Here is a 15,239-nt window from a genome sequence, read left to right as displayed (position 1 = left end):
GTCCGATAAACCTTGATCGAGGACAAAGAAACCTAAAAACGATCAGATCGTGTAAAGATAGAGGTCGTAATCCACATTGCTGATGGTGCGCGCCACACGGTCGTATTCAGCCTGACGCACCGCCGTAAAGGTACGATGCATGTCTTCGCCCAAGGCCCACTTCAGGAAGTCCGATTTCACCGCCATGTCAATCGCACTGCGCCAATCACGTGGGATCGGCGGACCTGCGGGGTCCTCGTCATAAGCGTTGCCCGTGGTTTCTGGACCCGGATCAATGCGGTTCTCAATCCCGTGCAAAATACCCGCCAGCACCGTCGCCCCAATCAGATATGGGTTCGCATCCACGCCAGAGGGACGATGTTCAATGCGGCGCGCTTTAACGTCGCCTTCGGGAATGCGAAGCGCGACAGAGCGGTTGTTCACACCCCACGCCGTCGACACTGGCGCATAGCTTTGGTTTGCAAAACGACGCCACGAATTGAGGTGCGGCGCAAAGACTAGCATGGATTCACCCATCGTCGCCCGCAGTCCGCCAATCGCATGGAGGATCGTATCGGTCCAGCCTTCGCCCTCTTCCTCGGCAAAGACGTTGTTGCCCGCATCATCCTGCAAAGACACGTGGAAATGCATGCCGGAGCCTGCGTAATCCTCAATCGGTTTCGCCATAAAACAAGCCGTGACCCCATGCGCGCGCGCCTGTTGCCGCACAATCCGTTTGAGCCGCACAAGGTCATCCGCCGCCTGCATCACATCCTCGCGGTAATGCAATGTGAGTTCATACTGACCCGGTGCATATTCGGAAATCATGGTCTCTGCCTTGATCCCAGCCTTCTCAGCGCCCGCGTAGATGTCCGAAAAAAGCGGCAGCATGCCATGTAGATGATCGACGGAATAGACCTCAGTCTTGCCGCTAGATTTCCGACCATCCAAAACGTCACGTGCAGGGCGTACTTTGCCATCGGCGTCGCGTTCGTTGTCGAGGAGGAAGAACTCCAACTCAAACGCGCCCGCAGGTTTCAAACCTTTGGCCGCAAAGGCATCGACCTGCCGCTGCAAGGCATGGCGCGGGTCAGAGGTCATCGGACGACCGTCGAGTTCATAAAGCGACAGGAACACCTCGGCCCGAGGCGGCGTGGTGTTGTGGAGCGGCTTCAATGTGCCTGGAATAGGCCACGCCCGCAGATCGCCATCGCCCTGATCCCAGATCAGACCTGTCTCATGGACATCTTCACCGCATATATCGAGACCGAGGATCGAAATCGGAATATGACGACCCGATTTATAGATCGACACCAGTTCGTGGCGGCGAATGATCTTGCCCCGCCCGATCCCGTTAGAGTCGTGCAGGACAATATCAATCGCCTCGATTTCGGGATGCGCTTCGAGGAACGCTTCAGCTTCGGCAACACTCGCGCCAGAGGGACAGGTTTGGGTCATCAGGATTTTCCTTTGGCGAAGAGGTCGGACATCACATCATCGAACGCAGCGATAAGGCGGTCAATCTGGTCATGTGTGGTCACAGGGCTGACCAACATCATATTATGGAACGGCGCGATCAGGCAGCCACGATTTAAGAGCGCCGTATGCACAACGGCCTCGACCTCATGGATATGAGCGGCGGCGGCCTCGGTTCCGTTATTGAGCGGACACTTGGCGCAGATAAATTCGACACGCGCGCCAACACGGACAACGTGCCATGGTGCACGATGGCGCTGGATCACGTCCGCCAAACCGTCAGCCAGTCGCGCAGCGCCGCGCTCCATGTGGTCGTAGTTCTCGGCAGTCATCACGTCGGACAGCGTGGCCGTGAGACAAGCAAATTGCATCGGGTTGGCAGAGAGCGTGGTGCCCATCCCCGAATGGCCGCTGGGTTTTTCAGCACAATACCGCAGGTAGGATTTCGCAACCTTGGGTGCGAGCCCCCAAACGGCGGTTGGCATTCCGCCCGCCACACATTTCCCAACGACAAAAATGTCAGGTTCGAGTGCATGCACGCGGGTATAGCCGCCCAAGCCCGATGAAATCGTATGCGTTTCATCGATGATCAGAAGCGCGCCATATCTGTTCGCCAGTTTCCGCAGCCCTGCATGAAACCCCTCGTGTGGAAGCACCATGCAAGAGTTGGTCATGACAGGCTCAGTCAAAATGGCCGCAACCTCACCCGTTTTCAGCGCGGCCTCGACGCTCGCCAGATCGTTGAATTCTGCGCAAACGGCCGTCTGGGTGAGATCAGCCACCTGCCCTACAAGACCCTCGCGCGTCGATGTCTTACCACCACGCAGTTCAACCATCGCGTCGTCAACGGTTCCGTGATAACAACCATTGAACACCAAAACCTTGGGCCGCCCCGTCACCGCGCGGGCCACGCGCAAGGCAAAGCGGTTCGCATCCGTCGCCGTGGTCGCAATCTGCCACGCAAAGTCGCCAAACCGTTCCGTCAACAACGCTCCAGCCGTTAACGCGGCCTCAGTCGGGAGCATATAGGTCAGCCCGCGTTTCGCCTGTTTGCGGATCGCTTTCGCAACGGGTTTCGGGGAATGGCCGAACATTGAACCCGTATCGCCAAGGCAAAAGTCATCGATCCTATGCCCATCAAGGTCGGTGATCTGCGCTCCTTTGGCCTTTTGCACAAGCATTGGGAACGGCATCGGCCAGTCCTTCATCCAATGCATCGGAACGTCATCCAAATACGACGCGGACCCTGATTTAAGAGCCTTTTGGGTCTTTGGACGGCTATTCACATAGCGCTGCGCCTCGCGTTTCGCGATTTCATGCAATCGTTCCAAAGGGACGCCGGCCAATTCTTCGATGACCTGTGACATGGGCTCCGCTCCGCCTGATTTGAGCAAACAGTTTGACACTGGATATACGTTTAAAAAGAAGCAATAAAGTCCTTCGTTATAAATTTATGATCAAATTTATTCCCTTTTCTTACGCGGCTGATAAGCCCGTGGCGTTTGGCCGGTCCACCGTCGAAACGCACGGTGAAAATTCGCAGCCGAGGCAAACCCGACGTCCTGCCCGATAGCCTCAATCGACTTTGCTCCAGACGAAAGCTCACGCATCGCCACGTCACGCCGAACGCCGTCCTTGATCAGCTGGAATGTCGTTCCATCGGCATCCAAGCGACGCATCAAGGTGCGCGAGGTGACGTTCATCATTTGCGCCGCCTCAACCAACGACAGATTAAACCCTTCAGACGCCAAAACCATTTCCCGCAAGCGAAGTGACAATGCATGTTCGCGAAACGCCGTAAAAATCCAATCTCGTGGCGCTCTCACAAGGAATTCCCTCAACTCTGCGTCGCTTTTCGCAAGGATCGTATCGGGCAGATCTTTACTGAATACGATCGTCGATTTCTGATGAGAAAACGCAACGGGGCATGGGAATAGAATCGGATAATCGGATGCAAAATCAGGGGGTTCAAATCCGAACTGCACCTCGTTCAGACGCACTTCAAATCCAGCGAGCCAAGATGCGATGCCATGCGCGAGCTTTAGAACGAGCAGCACGCCGAACCGATTGGCAGGCTGTTCTGCAGTCTCCGTGATCGAAAGAGCAATGTGCCCGTTCGCATTTGACAGCTCCAACCTCACATCGTCCAGAACGATGTTCCAGTATTGAACGAACCGATAAAGCGCGGCTGACATGGAGGACGCATCCCGCACAGAACCGCAGAGCAATTTCAACGCACCCGCCCGCACGGGGCGCCCCCAAAGGCCAACCATTTCATCGCCCGTCTCAATCGCGATCCTCTGATAGAGCATCACGATTTGGTCGTGCGTCACCCTGACCACACCGTCGGTCAGGCCAATATCAGTGAGGACACTGTCGAACCTGTCCCGCGGCCATGATCGCTCCAATGCGTCAACCCAGTCTTGGATGAACGCACGGGACACGGTGGGGTATATTGAGTCACTCTTTTTCATTTATCCACCACCCTGCCCCAAACTGTCACTTTCAGCAAATTATTCGTCAGTTCTTGCGATAGATTGACCATATCGACGTTGTTAATTGTCACTAAATGATGAAACAGGACCACCCCATGACCACATCAATCGACAGCAGCCGCTATGCAAACCTCGACATCGCGGAACAGGACAACGGTGTTCTGCTCGTAACGCTCAACCGCGCAGCAAAGCGGAATGCTCTCGACAGCGCGACGATTGAAGAGCTGGTCGATTTCTTTACGGCCGCCCCTCGCGCCGGCGTGCGTGCTGTGGTTTTAGCGGGATCTGGCGATCACTTCTGCGCGGGCCTCGACCTCGTGGAACATCACCGCGAAGACCGTAGCCCCGCCGATTTCATGCATCTCTGTCTGCGCTGGCACGAGGCCTTTAATAAAATGGAATATGGTGGCGTTCCGATCATCGCAGCCCTGAAAGGTGCCGTTGTAGGGGGTGGCCTCGAATTGGCGAGCGCCGCACATATCCGCGTTATGGACAACACGACCTATTTCGCCCTTCCCGAAGGCCAGCGCGGATTGTTCACAGGTGGCGGCGCGACCATTCGCGTGACCGACCTCGTCGGCAAAGCGCGGATGATCGACATGATGCTCACGGGCCGTGTGTATCAAGGGACCGAGGCCGTCGATATTGGCCTCGCGCAATACCACACTGACGGGTCGAGTTTGGATATGGCACTGGAGCTCGCGCAAAAGGCCGCTGAAAACCTTCCACTGTCGAACTTTGCGATTTGCTCGGCGGTGAGCCACATGAGGAATATGTCCGCGATGGATGCCGCCTATGCGGAGTCCGTCGTAGCAGGCGTTGTGAACACTCAACCCGATGCTCGTGCGCGGCTCGCGGCGTTTGCGGATAAATCAGCCGCGCGGGTGCGACCGAACAGTTAACCGCCCAAGGCTCGTTGTAATCGCGGTCTAATCCTAAGAAAGCCTTTGTAGAGCGCTTCAAAAAGTGGCGTCATCGGCGACCAGCCCGCGAGGACGCCCAAAGGTCGCAAAACGGGGATCGCACGCCACATGGCGGCAAAAGCAGCAGCGCCCGAAAACAACTGATCGCCGACCTGCGCATGAAACCGTTCGAGAATTGCGGTCCGATCCAATGGGCATGACGTGTTCGGATCGCAGGCGTCGACAAAATCGATCGCCCCTCTACGGTCTAGCCGCCGCATCAAAGCGATCTCACGTGCACAAAGTGGGCACTGGCTGTCATACCAAACAGTTACATACTTTGCTGGCTGGTTCACTGGTTTACTCACCTCGTTTACGAGGTAAGAAGGTAGAACAAGGGCTCCAGTAGACAAGACGCTAATAGACCAACTGCTGCAGAGCGCGAATAAAGACATTGGCACCTGTTTTGATCAGCTCGTCAGGGAAATCGTAATCGGGGTTGTGAAGTGCGGGTATGTCGGTCCCTGCGCCGAGCAAGAACATCGCCGCGTTCGACACCTGTCCAAACCGCCCAAAATCCTCAGACGCACGCATCGGTAAATACCCTCTGACAGGCGTAAGCCCTTCGCTCACGATCGCAGTTTCTAATATCACTGACGCCTCAGGCGCATTCATACAGTGATGGAAAACATCGTGATAAGTGATCTCAACACCCAGCCCAAATTTAGACGCAGCTGCGGTCACCAATCCCTCTGCCCGCGCTACCAAAGCATCCATGGTCGCGTCTTGTTGCGTACGAAGTGTGACCCAAAGTTCGGCGTGCGCAGGCGCGACGCCAAAGGCCGCTTCGCCGATGCGGACATGTGTCACCGTTGCTAGCGTAAAGCTTGGGTCCTGCGGGCGTCCATGTGTCGCCAACCCTGTCAACGCTGGGATCAATTCAGCAATAGCGAGCGCGGGCGACACCCCTGTTTCAGGTTGGGACGCATGGGCGGTGCGCCCCGTTAAAACAACCTTCATACCGCGCGACGCACAGGCCATTGGCCCCACCTCAATCGCCGCATGACCCGTTGGAATGCCAGGCATATTGTGAAGCGATAGCGCAACATCGGGAGTGATCGCGGCGAATTTCGGGTCGGCGATAACCTTGGCCGCGCCCGAGCCATCCTCTTCGGCGGGTTGGAACAACAGAACCACTCGCCCTTTTAGCGGTCGATTTTCATCGACCCAACGGGCAACCCCAGCCAAAATGGCCATATGCCCATCGTGCCCGCACAAATGCGCAACGCCATCACGAGACGACCTGTGCGGCGCGGTCGATAGCTCTTGGATCGGCAGTGCATCCAATTCGCAGCGCAATAGGACCGTCGGACCAGCCTCACGGCCATTGTAGCAGCCCGCAACACCGTGCCCGCCAAGGCCGACGATAATCTCATCTGGCGTCGTCGCTCGCAGCATCTCAACCACTCGAGCCGCCGTTTCCGCCTCCTGCCCCGACAGTTCGGGGTTCCGATGCAGATCGCGCCGCCATGCTATCAATCCAGCGAAAACGTCGTCATTAAGCATGTCCATATCTCTCCTTGGGCCGTCCTTGTGCCACACTAACATCAAACTAATGATGCACCACCTAGACCGCTCAACTGATTTCTGGGAATACACACCGCATGACTAATCAACCCATCTTCTGGAATTTTCGCCGTTGCCCCTATGCGATGCGGGCGCGGCTTGCGATTTTAAACGCTGGCGTCACCGTTGAAATCCGCGAAATCCTACTGCGCGATAAACCTGAGGAGTTTTTGACCACCTCGCCAACGGGCACTGTACCCTGCCTGCGCACAGCTGACGCAGTCTACGATGAAAGCCTCGACATTATGGTCTGGGCATTGCAACAGCGTGACCCGAACGGGCTAATGGATATGCCAGAAGATGGTTGGGTATTGATCAAGGCGAACGACGGACCGTTTAAGGCGGCACTTGATCACACCAAATACATCACGCGCTATCCCGATCTGGACTTGGATACAGAACGCGAGAAGGGGTCAGCGCACTTACGGACTTTGGATCGTCAGCTTGCAGGTCAACATTTCCTCTACGGGGATACGATGACCATTGCCGACCTCGCCATTCTGCCGTTCATTCGACAGTTCGCACATATCGACCGCACTTGGTTTGACGCACAAGGCTGGACCAACCTGCGCGCTTACCTTGATCGTTTTTTGGCGAGCGATCTCTTTTTGCGGGTTATGGACAAACGGAAACCGTGGGCTGTTGGGGATGAACCCGCCTTTTTTGGCTGAACGCCCAAAGTCTCGCCTCTAGGCGCCCTAGACAAACGAAAACGGCCCGCCAAAAGCGGGCCGTTTCTATTTCAAACTCTACTCAGATCAGAAGTGAACGGAGAGAGCATCCAACGGTGTTTTCGTCGGAACGAATTTGGTCAGGTTGATACCCTTAACGGCTGCTTTGTATTCAGCCAATGTCGGGGTGCGGCCAAGGATCGCCGAGAGCACAACAACCGGTGTCGACGCCAGCAGCGATTCACCTTTCTTGGTGTCGCTGTCGGCTACAACGCGCCCTTGGAACAGGCGGGTCGAGGTGGCGAGAACGGTGTCACCTTTCGCTGCTTTTTCCTGGTTACCCATGCAGAGGTTACAACCCGGACGCTCGAGGTAGAGGATGTTCTCATACTCGGTGCGCGCGTTAGCTTTGGGCGCGAGGTCATTGAATTCAAAACCAGAATACTTCTGGAGAATTTCCCAATCGCCCTCTTCCTTCAGTTCGTCGATGATGTTGTAGGTCGGAGCAGCAACAACAAGCGGAGCTTTGAACTCTACCTTGCCGTTAACTTCTTCGATGTTGCGCAGCATCTGAGCGACGATCTTGATGTCGCCCTTGTGAACCATGCACGAACCGACAAAGCCCAGATCGACCTTTTTCTCTGCACCGTAGTACGAGATCGGACGAATGGTGTCGTGGGTGTAGCGCTTGGACACATCAGCGTTGTTCACATCAGGGTCAGCGATCATCGGCTCGTCGATGATGTCGAGATCGACAACAACCTCAGCGAAGTATTTTGCGTTCGCATCAGGTTTCAGCGCCGGTTTCTCGCCCGAACGGATCTCAGCGATACGCTTGTCAGCGATTGCGATCAGGTTCGCGAGCATGCCGCTCTCCTGATCCATACCCTTGTCGATCATGATCTGGATGCGGTGTTTCGCGATTTCCAGCGATTCAATCAGGGTCTCATCATCAGAGATACAGATCGACGCTTTCGCCTTCATCTCTGCAGTCCAGTCGGTGAAGGTGAACGCTTGGTCTGCGAGCAAGGTACCGATGTGCACTTCGATGACACGACCTTGGAATACGTTGTCGCCGCACTGCTTCAGCATCTGCTGTTGCGTTGCGTGAACAACATCACGGAAATCCATGTATTCGACCATCGAACCTTTGAAGGTGACTTTGACCGACTCTGGGATCGGCATCGACGCCTCACCTGTTGCAAGAGCCAGAGCCACAGTGCCCGAGTCCGCACCGAATGCGACGCCTTTCGACATACGCGTGTGGCTGTCGCCGCCGATGATGATCGCACGATCATCAACGGTGATGTCGTTGAGAACCTTGTGAATAACGTCAGTCATCGGGTGGTAGACACCCTTCGGGTCACGACCGGTTACGAGACCAAATTTGTTCATGAAGCTCATCAGGCGCGGAATATTGTCCTGTGCCTTCTTGTCCCAAACCGATGCAGTGTGGCAGCCCGACTGATACGCGCCGTCAACGTTAGGCGAGATCACGGTTGCAGCCATCGCTTCGAGTTCCTGAGCCGTCATCGGGCCAGTGGTGTCTTGGGAACCAACAATATTGACCTTCACGCGAACGTCGGAACCAGCGTGCAGAACCTTGCCCGGAGTGACGCCAACAGCGTTCGCGTTAAAGATTTTCTCAACTGCGGTGAGGCCTTGACCTTCGTGGCTGATTTCTTTGGACGGAGCAAAGACAACAGGTGCCTCAACGCCGAGGATATCAGCAGCAACAGTCTGGAGCTTTTTACCGAAAACGATGGCGTAGGAACCGCCAGCTTTCATGAACTCGACTTTTTGCGGGGTGAAGGAGGAGGACAGATCAACCAACTCTTCGCCGTTTTCGTCGTAGAGTTTCTTTTTCTTGGTGTTGATCTTAAGGACCTTACCAGTTTCGACCGAATACTTCTGCTCGAGCAGCGGATTGCCGTCGTTACCGAGGATCGGTTTACCGTCTTCGTCCAGCTTTTTAACCCAGTTTTTAAGGTCGAGACCGATACCGCCGGTCACGCCGACAGTGGTCAAGAAGATCGGCGAGATGCCGTTGGTGCCAGCGACAACAGGTGCGATGTTCACGAACGGCACGTAAGGCGATGCTTGCTTACCAGTCCACAGCGCGACGTTGTTCACGCCAGACATACGCGACGAACCTACGCCCATCGTGCCCTTTTCAGCGATCATCATGACGCGCTTGCCAGGGTGCTGGAGTTTCAGCTCTTCGATGTGTTTCTGTGCCGCTTCATCGCACATGCATTTGCCGTGCAGTTCGCGGTCAGCGCGCGAGTGTGCTTGGTTACCCGGCGACAGAAGGTCGGTCGAAATGTCGCCCTCAGCAGCAACAAAGGTCACGACTTCGATTTCTTCTTCGATCTCAGGCAGACGGGTGAAGAATTCAGCGTTTGCGTAGCTTTTCAGAATGTCGGTCGCAACAGCGTTGCCAGCCGCATGAGCCGCTTTCAGACGATCAGTGTCAGCCTCGTAGAGGAACACTTGGGTTTTCAGAACTTCCGCTGCGGATTCAGCAATTGCCTGATCATCGCCGAGCGCGAGGTCGAGCAAAACCTTGACCGAAGGTCCGCCCTTCATGTGCGACAGCAGTTCAAACGCGAATGCGGTGTCGATCTCAGCAACAGTTGCTTGACCAAGGATGATCTCTTTGAGGAACTCAGCCTTAACGCCAGCGGCGCTCGTGGTGCCGGGGAGCGTGTTGTAGATGAAGTATTTCAAGGAATCGGCGCGGTGCGCGTTGTTGACGTCCTTGATCTGCTCAATGATTTCGGCAGTCAGAGCGCCATCATCGATCGGCTTGGGGCTAAGCCCCTGCGCTTTGCGGGCTTCGATCTCTTCGAGGTAGCTGGCATAGAGGCTCATTGGTATCTCCGGTGGAAGACTATCTATTTCATGTCGGCGCGACGGCAAAAAACCGACCCCGCGCCGTATTGTGCACAATTGTATACAAATCAAATCGCAGATGCAAGATAGGCGACTGCGACGAATGCACCAATTTGTCGGCAACCTGCCATAGAGGGTGCCCTAAGGGCAACTGTGGCATCTCGTACCGCGCGTCAGTTCAACGCTGATTTTAGTGTCGTCGGTGTGACGTAAACGATCTGATCGCCAACGCTGACCATCACATCACCGTCTTGGATATTCACCTGCAGCTTCATCGAACGATCCGCGAGGCCCGCAAGTTCGATCGTCGACTGTTCAGACAACGCCATGACCTGAAGGTTATCAAACCGACTGGTGCTGTTTTGGATCTTATCCCACCAGACATCCGCAGTTCTACCGCCGTAGGTGTAGATCACGACCTTTTGTGCCTTAGCGCAGGATTGACGCACGACCTTATCGCTCGGCAAACCGAGGGCGATCCACAGCTCAAGTTCGTCACTGAGGCTCTTTTGCCAGATATCGGGCTCATCGTCAGTCGAAATCCCTTTGGTCATCTCGAGCTGCTCATGCGCGTTCAGAGCAAAAGCTAAGAGACGCACCATCATCCGCTCATCCGTTTCCGAAGGGTGTTTGGCAATGGTGAGCTTATGCGTCTCGTAATAGTGACGATCCATGTCAGAGACAGAGAGTTCGACTTTATAGATGGTAGCTTTCTGCGCCATGGCCGCCCCCGAAATTGAATCCTAGGGCTGCGTAAAGCCTCTGGCGCCAATGTGAAAGCAGATAACGATCAGTATGTGTTCAGATAGTCAGCAGAGACATACCCCGAAACACCGATCCCCGACGCAAGGGACACGTGGCACCAACGTTGCCCCACCTCGGTCACGCACTCATGCTGATTGAGAACTGTCCCGTCTGGCAGACCCATAATGATCTCATAGCCCAACCCCGGCCCTGCCCGCAGTTTGAGCATATCGTTGGCACCAACGCCGTTCACCACAGCGCGGCTCCCCACGACCGAAGAACAGCCCGCGAGTACACCAAGCCCGACGACGACTTTTGCAATAGTGCTGCGCATCATATCCTCACATCTTTTTCGGTAATGATGCACGAAAGGAACCAGAGGTCCAACCTACGAACGGCACATATCAAGGGATTTCCGCGGTCTCAAAGTAAAAGGCCCCCTGATCGCTAAATCAGAGGGCCGAACGATTTAGTTCTTCAGGTCAGTCCAGATACGGTCGTAGATTTCCTGAACCTGCTGATCGCAAACCTCAATGAACACACCTGGGCCAGCGTCTGCGGGCGGGTTGGATTCAGGTTGGCTGGCGAGCGTCGGATCGAGGTATGGTGCGACGCCATCCACACCCGCGACGTAGCGTGCGTAGTTCGACACGGCCGCGATGTTTTCAGGCTCCAACAGGAAGTCCATGAACTTGATCGCGTTTGCGCGGTTCGGCGCGTCTTTCAGCAGAACCACGTTGTCCATCCAGACGACATAACCTTCACGCGGGAACGCGTATTCAATCGGTGCGCCCTCTTCGCGGGCTTTAGCGCCGAAACCGTCGTAGATCTGTCCAACAGCCGCATCACCAGACACGAGCACTTCTTTCGCCGTGTCAGAGTTGAACGAAGCCCAATGCACTTTGGCCGATTGCAGCATGTCATTCAGCGCCTTGAGCTGGTCACGGTCGCTCGAACATTGCGGGATACCGAGGTGAAGGGCCGCCATCGCCATCACTTCGCCCTGACTGTCGAGCATGTTGATTTTGCCCGACAACTCAGCGGGCGGATCAAAGAGGATCGATGTGGTATTGATGTCGCCCGCATATACATCTCGGTTCACCGCAAAAGAGGTCGACCCCCACTGATACGGGATCGAATGCATACGACCAGGGTCAAAGCTTGGGTCCGCCCATTGGGGAAGGATATTCCCCTTATTCGCCAGTTCCCCGTCAGCCACGGTATCGAGCAACCCCTCGCCCGCCATGATCTGCACCATGTAGTCACCCGGCACAGCAACGTTGTAGGTGCCCATCGCACCCGCCTTGAGCGCCGCAAGAAGCGCCTCGTTGCTGTCGTAAGTGTCCATGATGATCTCGACGTCATTCTCAGCGGCGAATTTGTCGAGCAGCTCTTGTGGAATGTATTCAAACCAGTGGTAAATCACCAGCTGCCCCTCAGCCAGCGCAGCCCCTGCAGTGACAGTCAGCGCTGCAGCCGCCACTGTCGATTTGATAATGGACTTCATAACAACCTCCATGTTGTTCATTTATTGTTGTCCCTTCGGCTAATGAACCAAGAGAGCGTGACCATCACCACCGACACCCCAAGGAGCATCGTGGAAATAGCCATGATGTTGGGCTTTATGCCCTGTTTCACCGATCCGAAGATCGCTGTTGGCAGGGTTTCAACCCCTGCGCCTTTTACGAAATTGGTGATGATGAAATCGTCGAGCGATACGATAAACGCGAGCAACCAGCCCGAAATAATCCCCGGCATCATCAGCGGGAGCAGAACACGGGTGAACGCCTTGGCGCGGGTCGCATAAAGGTCCATCGCGGCTTGTTCATAGGTCGCCTCGATCCCTTGCATTCGTGCCGAGATCGGCAAATAGGCGAACGGAATGCAAAACGCGATGTGGGCCAAGAGGATGGTGATCAAACCACGGTCGACGCCGATTGCGTTGAAAAAGATCAGCGTTGCGACCGCCGTCACGATCTCTGGCACCATCAGCGGCAATGAGATCAGACCAAACGACGCGGTCCGTAGCTTGAACCGTCCGCCCCGAAGGATCGCAGTCGCCGCAAAGGTTGCCATCACCGTCGATGCACTCGCCGCGATCAGCGCGATGACGAAACTGTTTCGCGCTGCGATTTTGAATTTCTCGCTCTCCGCACCGGTAAAGACCTCTGCGTACTAGCGTAGCGAAACGCCCTCCCAGTTGGTGATCGAGACCGAGTCGTTGAAGCTGTAGACCGTGACGACCAACAACGGCGAGTAGAGGATAAACAGGCAGAAAATCGTGATCGCCTTGAAGCTGGGATATTGGCGTAGATCATAGCTCTTCATTGCCATGTCATTTCTCCCCTTTCGCCTGCTGCCGCGCAGAGATCAGAAGAATGACCATCACCAAGGTCAAAAGGATCATCGACGCCGCCGCCCCGAACGGCCAGTTGCCCGCGTTCCCTTTGAACTGCTCTTCGATAAGGGACCCGATCATAAAATTCTTCGCACCGCCCAATAGATCAGGCGCAAGGAACGACCCGAGCGACGGCACAAAGACGAGGATACAACCCGCAACGATGCCGGGTTTGACCGAGGGCAAGAGGATGCGCCGCAACACGGTCCACCGTGTGGCGTAGAGGTCTGCCGCCGCCTCGGACAAGGCAAAGTTATAGCGTTCGACAGCGGCATAGATCGGCAGCACCATGAACGGCAGGTAGGAATAGAACAGCCCCAATTGCACAGCAAAGTTTGTGTTCACGATCGCCAAAGGTTCCGACAACAGACCTGACCCCACCAGCAAATCATTCAGAGGCCCCTGATCCCGCAGCAAAAACTTCATCGAAACCGTGCGGATTAAGAGGTTCACCCAATAGGGAATGGTTACCAAAAACACCCAGATCGCGCGCTCTTTCTCGGGCCGTGTTGCGATGAAATAGGCCGTGGGAAACCCGATAGCGAGGCTCATCAGCGTTGCCACGCCCGCCTGCCAAATCGACCGCCAAAAGATCGAAATGTAGGTCCACTGGAGGACAGGTGGATCGTCCCCAAACAGCCCGCGATCAAAGAAGAACTGGTCGTAGGCCGAGAGTGTGAATTCTCAGATCACACCGCCACGGAATTCTTTGGTCAGGAAGGAATAGACCATCATCATTGAGACAGGCGCGAGAACGAGGATGGTCAGCGTCACCCATGACGGCAAAAGCAGCCAATACCGCGCGGGTGCAAATGTTTCGCTCTGCGACGAACCGCCCGTGCTTGCCCCACCCGCCATCAGTCAGTCAGGAGGCGGCCTGCCCCCTGCTCCATATTAACGACGACCTCTGCACCGATGTCGAACACACGCGAATTCCCGCGCGACGAATTCGAAGCGCGAATGGTAAAGTCTGGCCCCTCGTTCAGCGCGACGATGGTGGTGATATCCGTCCCGATAAAGATGTTCTCGCGCACGGTGCCCTTGAACCCTTCGGCGGCCATCGGTTCCTCAGAGAGGAACAGGCGTTCGGGTCGCATCGACATATGCACCTTATCGCCCGCTTTGACGCCTTCGACCTCGTCACAAATCAATGCATGACCACCGCCCAAATGACATTTGGCCTGACCCTCCGCGACCGCATCAACAGTGACCTCAATCAGGTTCGTGTCCCCGATGAAATCCGCGACAAAACGGTTTTTGGGCCGCTCATAAATCTCCCTCGCATCGCCAAGTTGTTGCAGTTCACCTGCGGACATCACCGCGATACGATCCGACATGGTTAGGGCTTCTTCTTGGTCGTGGGTGACAAAGATGAATGTGATCCCCGTTTCGCGTTGTAGGTGCTTTAGTTCCAACTGCATCGCTTTGCGCAGCTTGAGATCGAGCGCCGATAATGGCTCGTCCAGTAGCAACACCTTGGGCTGAGGTGCCAAGGCCCTCGCAAGGGCCACACGTTGTTGCTGCCCGCCAGACAATTGCGATGGCTTGCGCGACGAAAACTGGCTCAGCTGAACCATCTCAAGCACCTCACCCGCCCGTTTTCGTGCCTCGGATTTGGACCGCCCGAGCATCTCAAGCCCAAAGCCCACATTGTCCAAGACCGTCATATGCGGAAACAGAGCGTAGTTCTGGAACACCGTATTCACGGGTCGTTTGTGCGGCGGCAACGCGGCAATCGGTTCACCGAACAGCGCAATGGACCCTTCGGTCACATCCTCAAAGCCAGCGATCATTCGCAAAAGCGTGGTTTTACCGCAGCCCGACGGACCCAGCAGCGTGAAGAATTCATTATCATGGATAGAAAGCGAAACACGCTTCAGCGCAGTAAAATCACCATACACTTTAACGGCGTCGCGAACATCGACGGCAATTGGTCGATCAGAATGCAATTGCACGGCCCCCCGATTTGGTCCTGCTCAATACAGTTAGACTATGGAGGGAATCCCAGTTTCCCTAATAACGGTGTGCCACAGCAGTCATTAGGTTTAGACTA

12 protein-coding genes and 2 pseudogenes are annotated in these 15,239 nt (G+C 55.5%); 2 read left to right on the top strand and 12 right to left on the bottom strand.

Annotated elements, in window-relative coordinates:
* Positions 1 to 42 precede the first annotated feature (42 nt).
* From QWY83_RS13440 to QWY83_RS13430, 3 genes are all read right to left on the bottom strand, one after another.
* Positions 43 to 1,437, bottom strand: coding sequence for a glutamine synthetase family protein (locus QWY83_RS13440; protein ID WP_249947168.1), 1,395 nt, complete (start codon positions 1,435 to 1,437; stop codon positions 43 to 45).
* Positions 1,437 to 2,822, bottom strand: coding sequence for an aspartate aminotransferase family protein (locus tag QWY83_RS13435; RefSeq protein WP_249947169.1), 1,386 nt, complete (start codon positions 2,820 to 2,822; stop codon positions 1,437 to 1,439). The genes QWY83_RS13440 and QWY83_RS13435 overlap by 1 nt, the downstream gene beginning before the upstream one ends.
* A gap of 96 nt (positions 2,823 to 2,918) precedes the next feature.
* Entirely contained in the window at positions 2,919 to 3,929 is a 1,011-nt protein-coding gene (locus QWY83_RS13430) for an AraC family transcriptional regulator (RefSeq protein WP_249947170.1), read from the bottom strand.
* Between the two features lie 116 nt (positions 3,930 to 4,045).
* On the opposite strand from QWY83_RS13430, the gene QWY83_RS13425 reads away from it, so the two are divergent.
* The gene (locus QWY83_RS13425; protein ID WP_249947171.1) at positions 4,046 to 4,852 is read left to right on the top strand and encodes a crotonase/enoyl-CoA hydratase family protein; all 807 of its coding nucleotides are present in this window, start codon (positions 4,046 to 4,048) and stop codon (positions 4,850 to 4,852) included.
* On the opposite strand, the gene QWY83_RS13420 is transcribed toward QWY83_RS13425, so the two are convergent.
* Positions 4,849 to 5,208 carry a thiol-disulfide oxidoreductase DCC family protein gene (locus QWY83_RS13420; protein WP_249947172.1) on the bottom strand — a complete coding sequence of 120 codons (360 nt, stop codon included), beginning with the start codon at positions 5,206 to 5,208 and terminating at the stop codon, positions 4,849 to 4,851. The genes QWY83_RS13425 and QWY83_RS13420 overlap by 4 nt on opposite strands.
* 61 nt (positions 5,209 to 5,269) lie before the next feature.
* The gene (locus QWY83_RS13415; RefSeq protein WP_353958954.1) at positions 5,270 to 6,418 is read right to left on the bottom strand and encodes an amidohydrolase; all 1,149 of its coding nucleotides are present in this window, start codon (positions 6,416 to 6,418) and stop codon (positions 5,270 to 5,272) included.
* 98 nt (positions 6,419 to 6,516) lie between these two features.
* Here QWY83_RS13415 and QWY83_RS13410 point away from each other — a divergent pair, with 98 nt between their 5' ends.
* Entirely contained in the window at positions 6,517 to 7,149 is a 633-nt protein-coding gene (locus tag QWY83_RS13410) for a glutathione S-transferase (protein WP_249947174.1), read from the top strand.
* Between the two features lie 87 nt (positions 7,150 to 7,236).
* Here the strand turns inward: QWY83_RS13410 and QWY83_RS13405 are convergent, their stop codons facing one another.
* From QWY83_RS13405 to QWY83_RS13375, 7 genes and pseudogenes are all read right to left on the bottom strand, one after another.
* On the bottom strand, positions 7,237 to 10,023 hold the full coding sequence (locus QWY83_RS13405) for a bifunctional aconitate hydratase 2/2-methylisocitrate dehydratase (RefSeq protein WP_249947175.1): 2,787 nt from the start codon (positions 10,021 to 10,023) through the stop codon (positions 7,237 to 7,239).
* Positions 10,024 to 10,217: 194 nt separating this feature from the next.
* Positions 10,218 to 10,766: a YaeQ family protein gene (locus tag QWY83_RS13400; RefSeq protein WP_249947176.1), complete on the bottom strand. Its 549-nt coding sequence runs from the start codon at positions 10,764 to 10,766 to the stop codon at positions 10,218 to 10,220.
* Between the two features lie 68 nt (positions 10,767 to 10,834).
* Positions 10,835 to 11,122, bottom strand: a complete 288-nt coding sequence (locus QWY83_RS13395) for an SH3 domain-containing protein (RefSeq protein ID WP_249947202.1) — start codon at positions 11,120 to 11,122, stop codon at positions 10,835 to 10,837.
* Positions 11,123 to 11,257: 135 nt separating this feature from the next.
* On the bottom strand, positions 11,258 to 12,295 hold the full coding sequence (locus tag QWY83_RS13390) for an extracellular solute-binding protein (protein ID WP_249947177.1): 1,038 nt from the start codon (positions 12,293 to 12,295) through the stop codon (positions 11,258 to 11,260).
* Between the two features lie 17 nt (positions 12,296 to 12,312).
* Positions 12,313 to 13,116, bottom strand: a pseudogene (locus QWY83_RS13385) (ABC transporter permease).
* A 7-nt stretch (positions 13,117 to 13,123) separates the two neighbouring features.
* Positions 13,124 to 14,044, bottom strand: a pseudogene (locus tag QWY83_RS13380) (ABC transporter permease).
* Positions 14,044 to 15,135: an ABC transporter ATP-binding protein gene (locus tag QWY83_RS13375; RefSeq protein ID WP_290246010.1), complete on the bottom strand. Its 1,092-nt coding sequence runs from the start codon at positions 15,133 to 15,135 to the stop codon at positions 14,044 to 14,046. Before QWY83_RS13375 ends, QWY83_RS13380 begins: the two are co-directional and overlap by 1 nt.
* Between the last annotated feature and the right edge of the window lie 104 nt (positions 15,136 to 15,239).

Source organism: Marivivens donghaensis (assembly GCF_030410045.1).
Classification (GTDB): domain Bacteria; phylum Pseudomonadota; class Alphaproteobacteria; order Rhodobacterales; family Rhodobacteraceae; genus Marivivens; species Marivivens donghaensis.
Note: the sequence above shows the minus strand (reverse complement) of the source record. Positions and strands in the feature narration are given on the sequence as shown.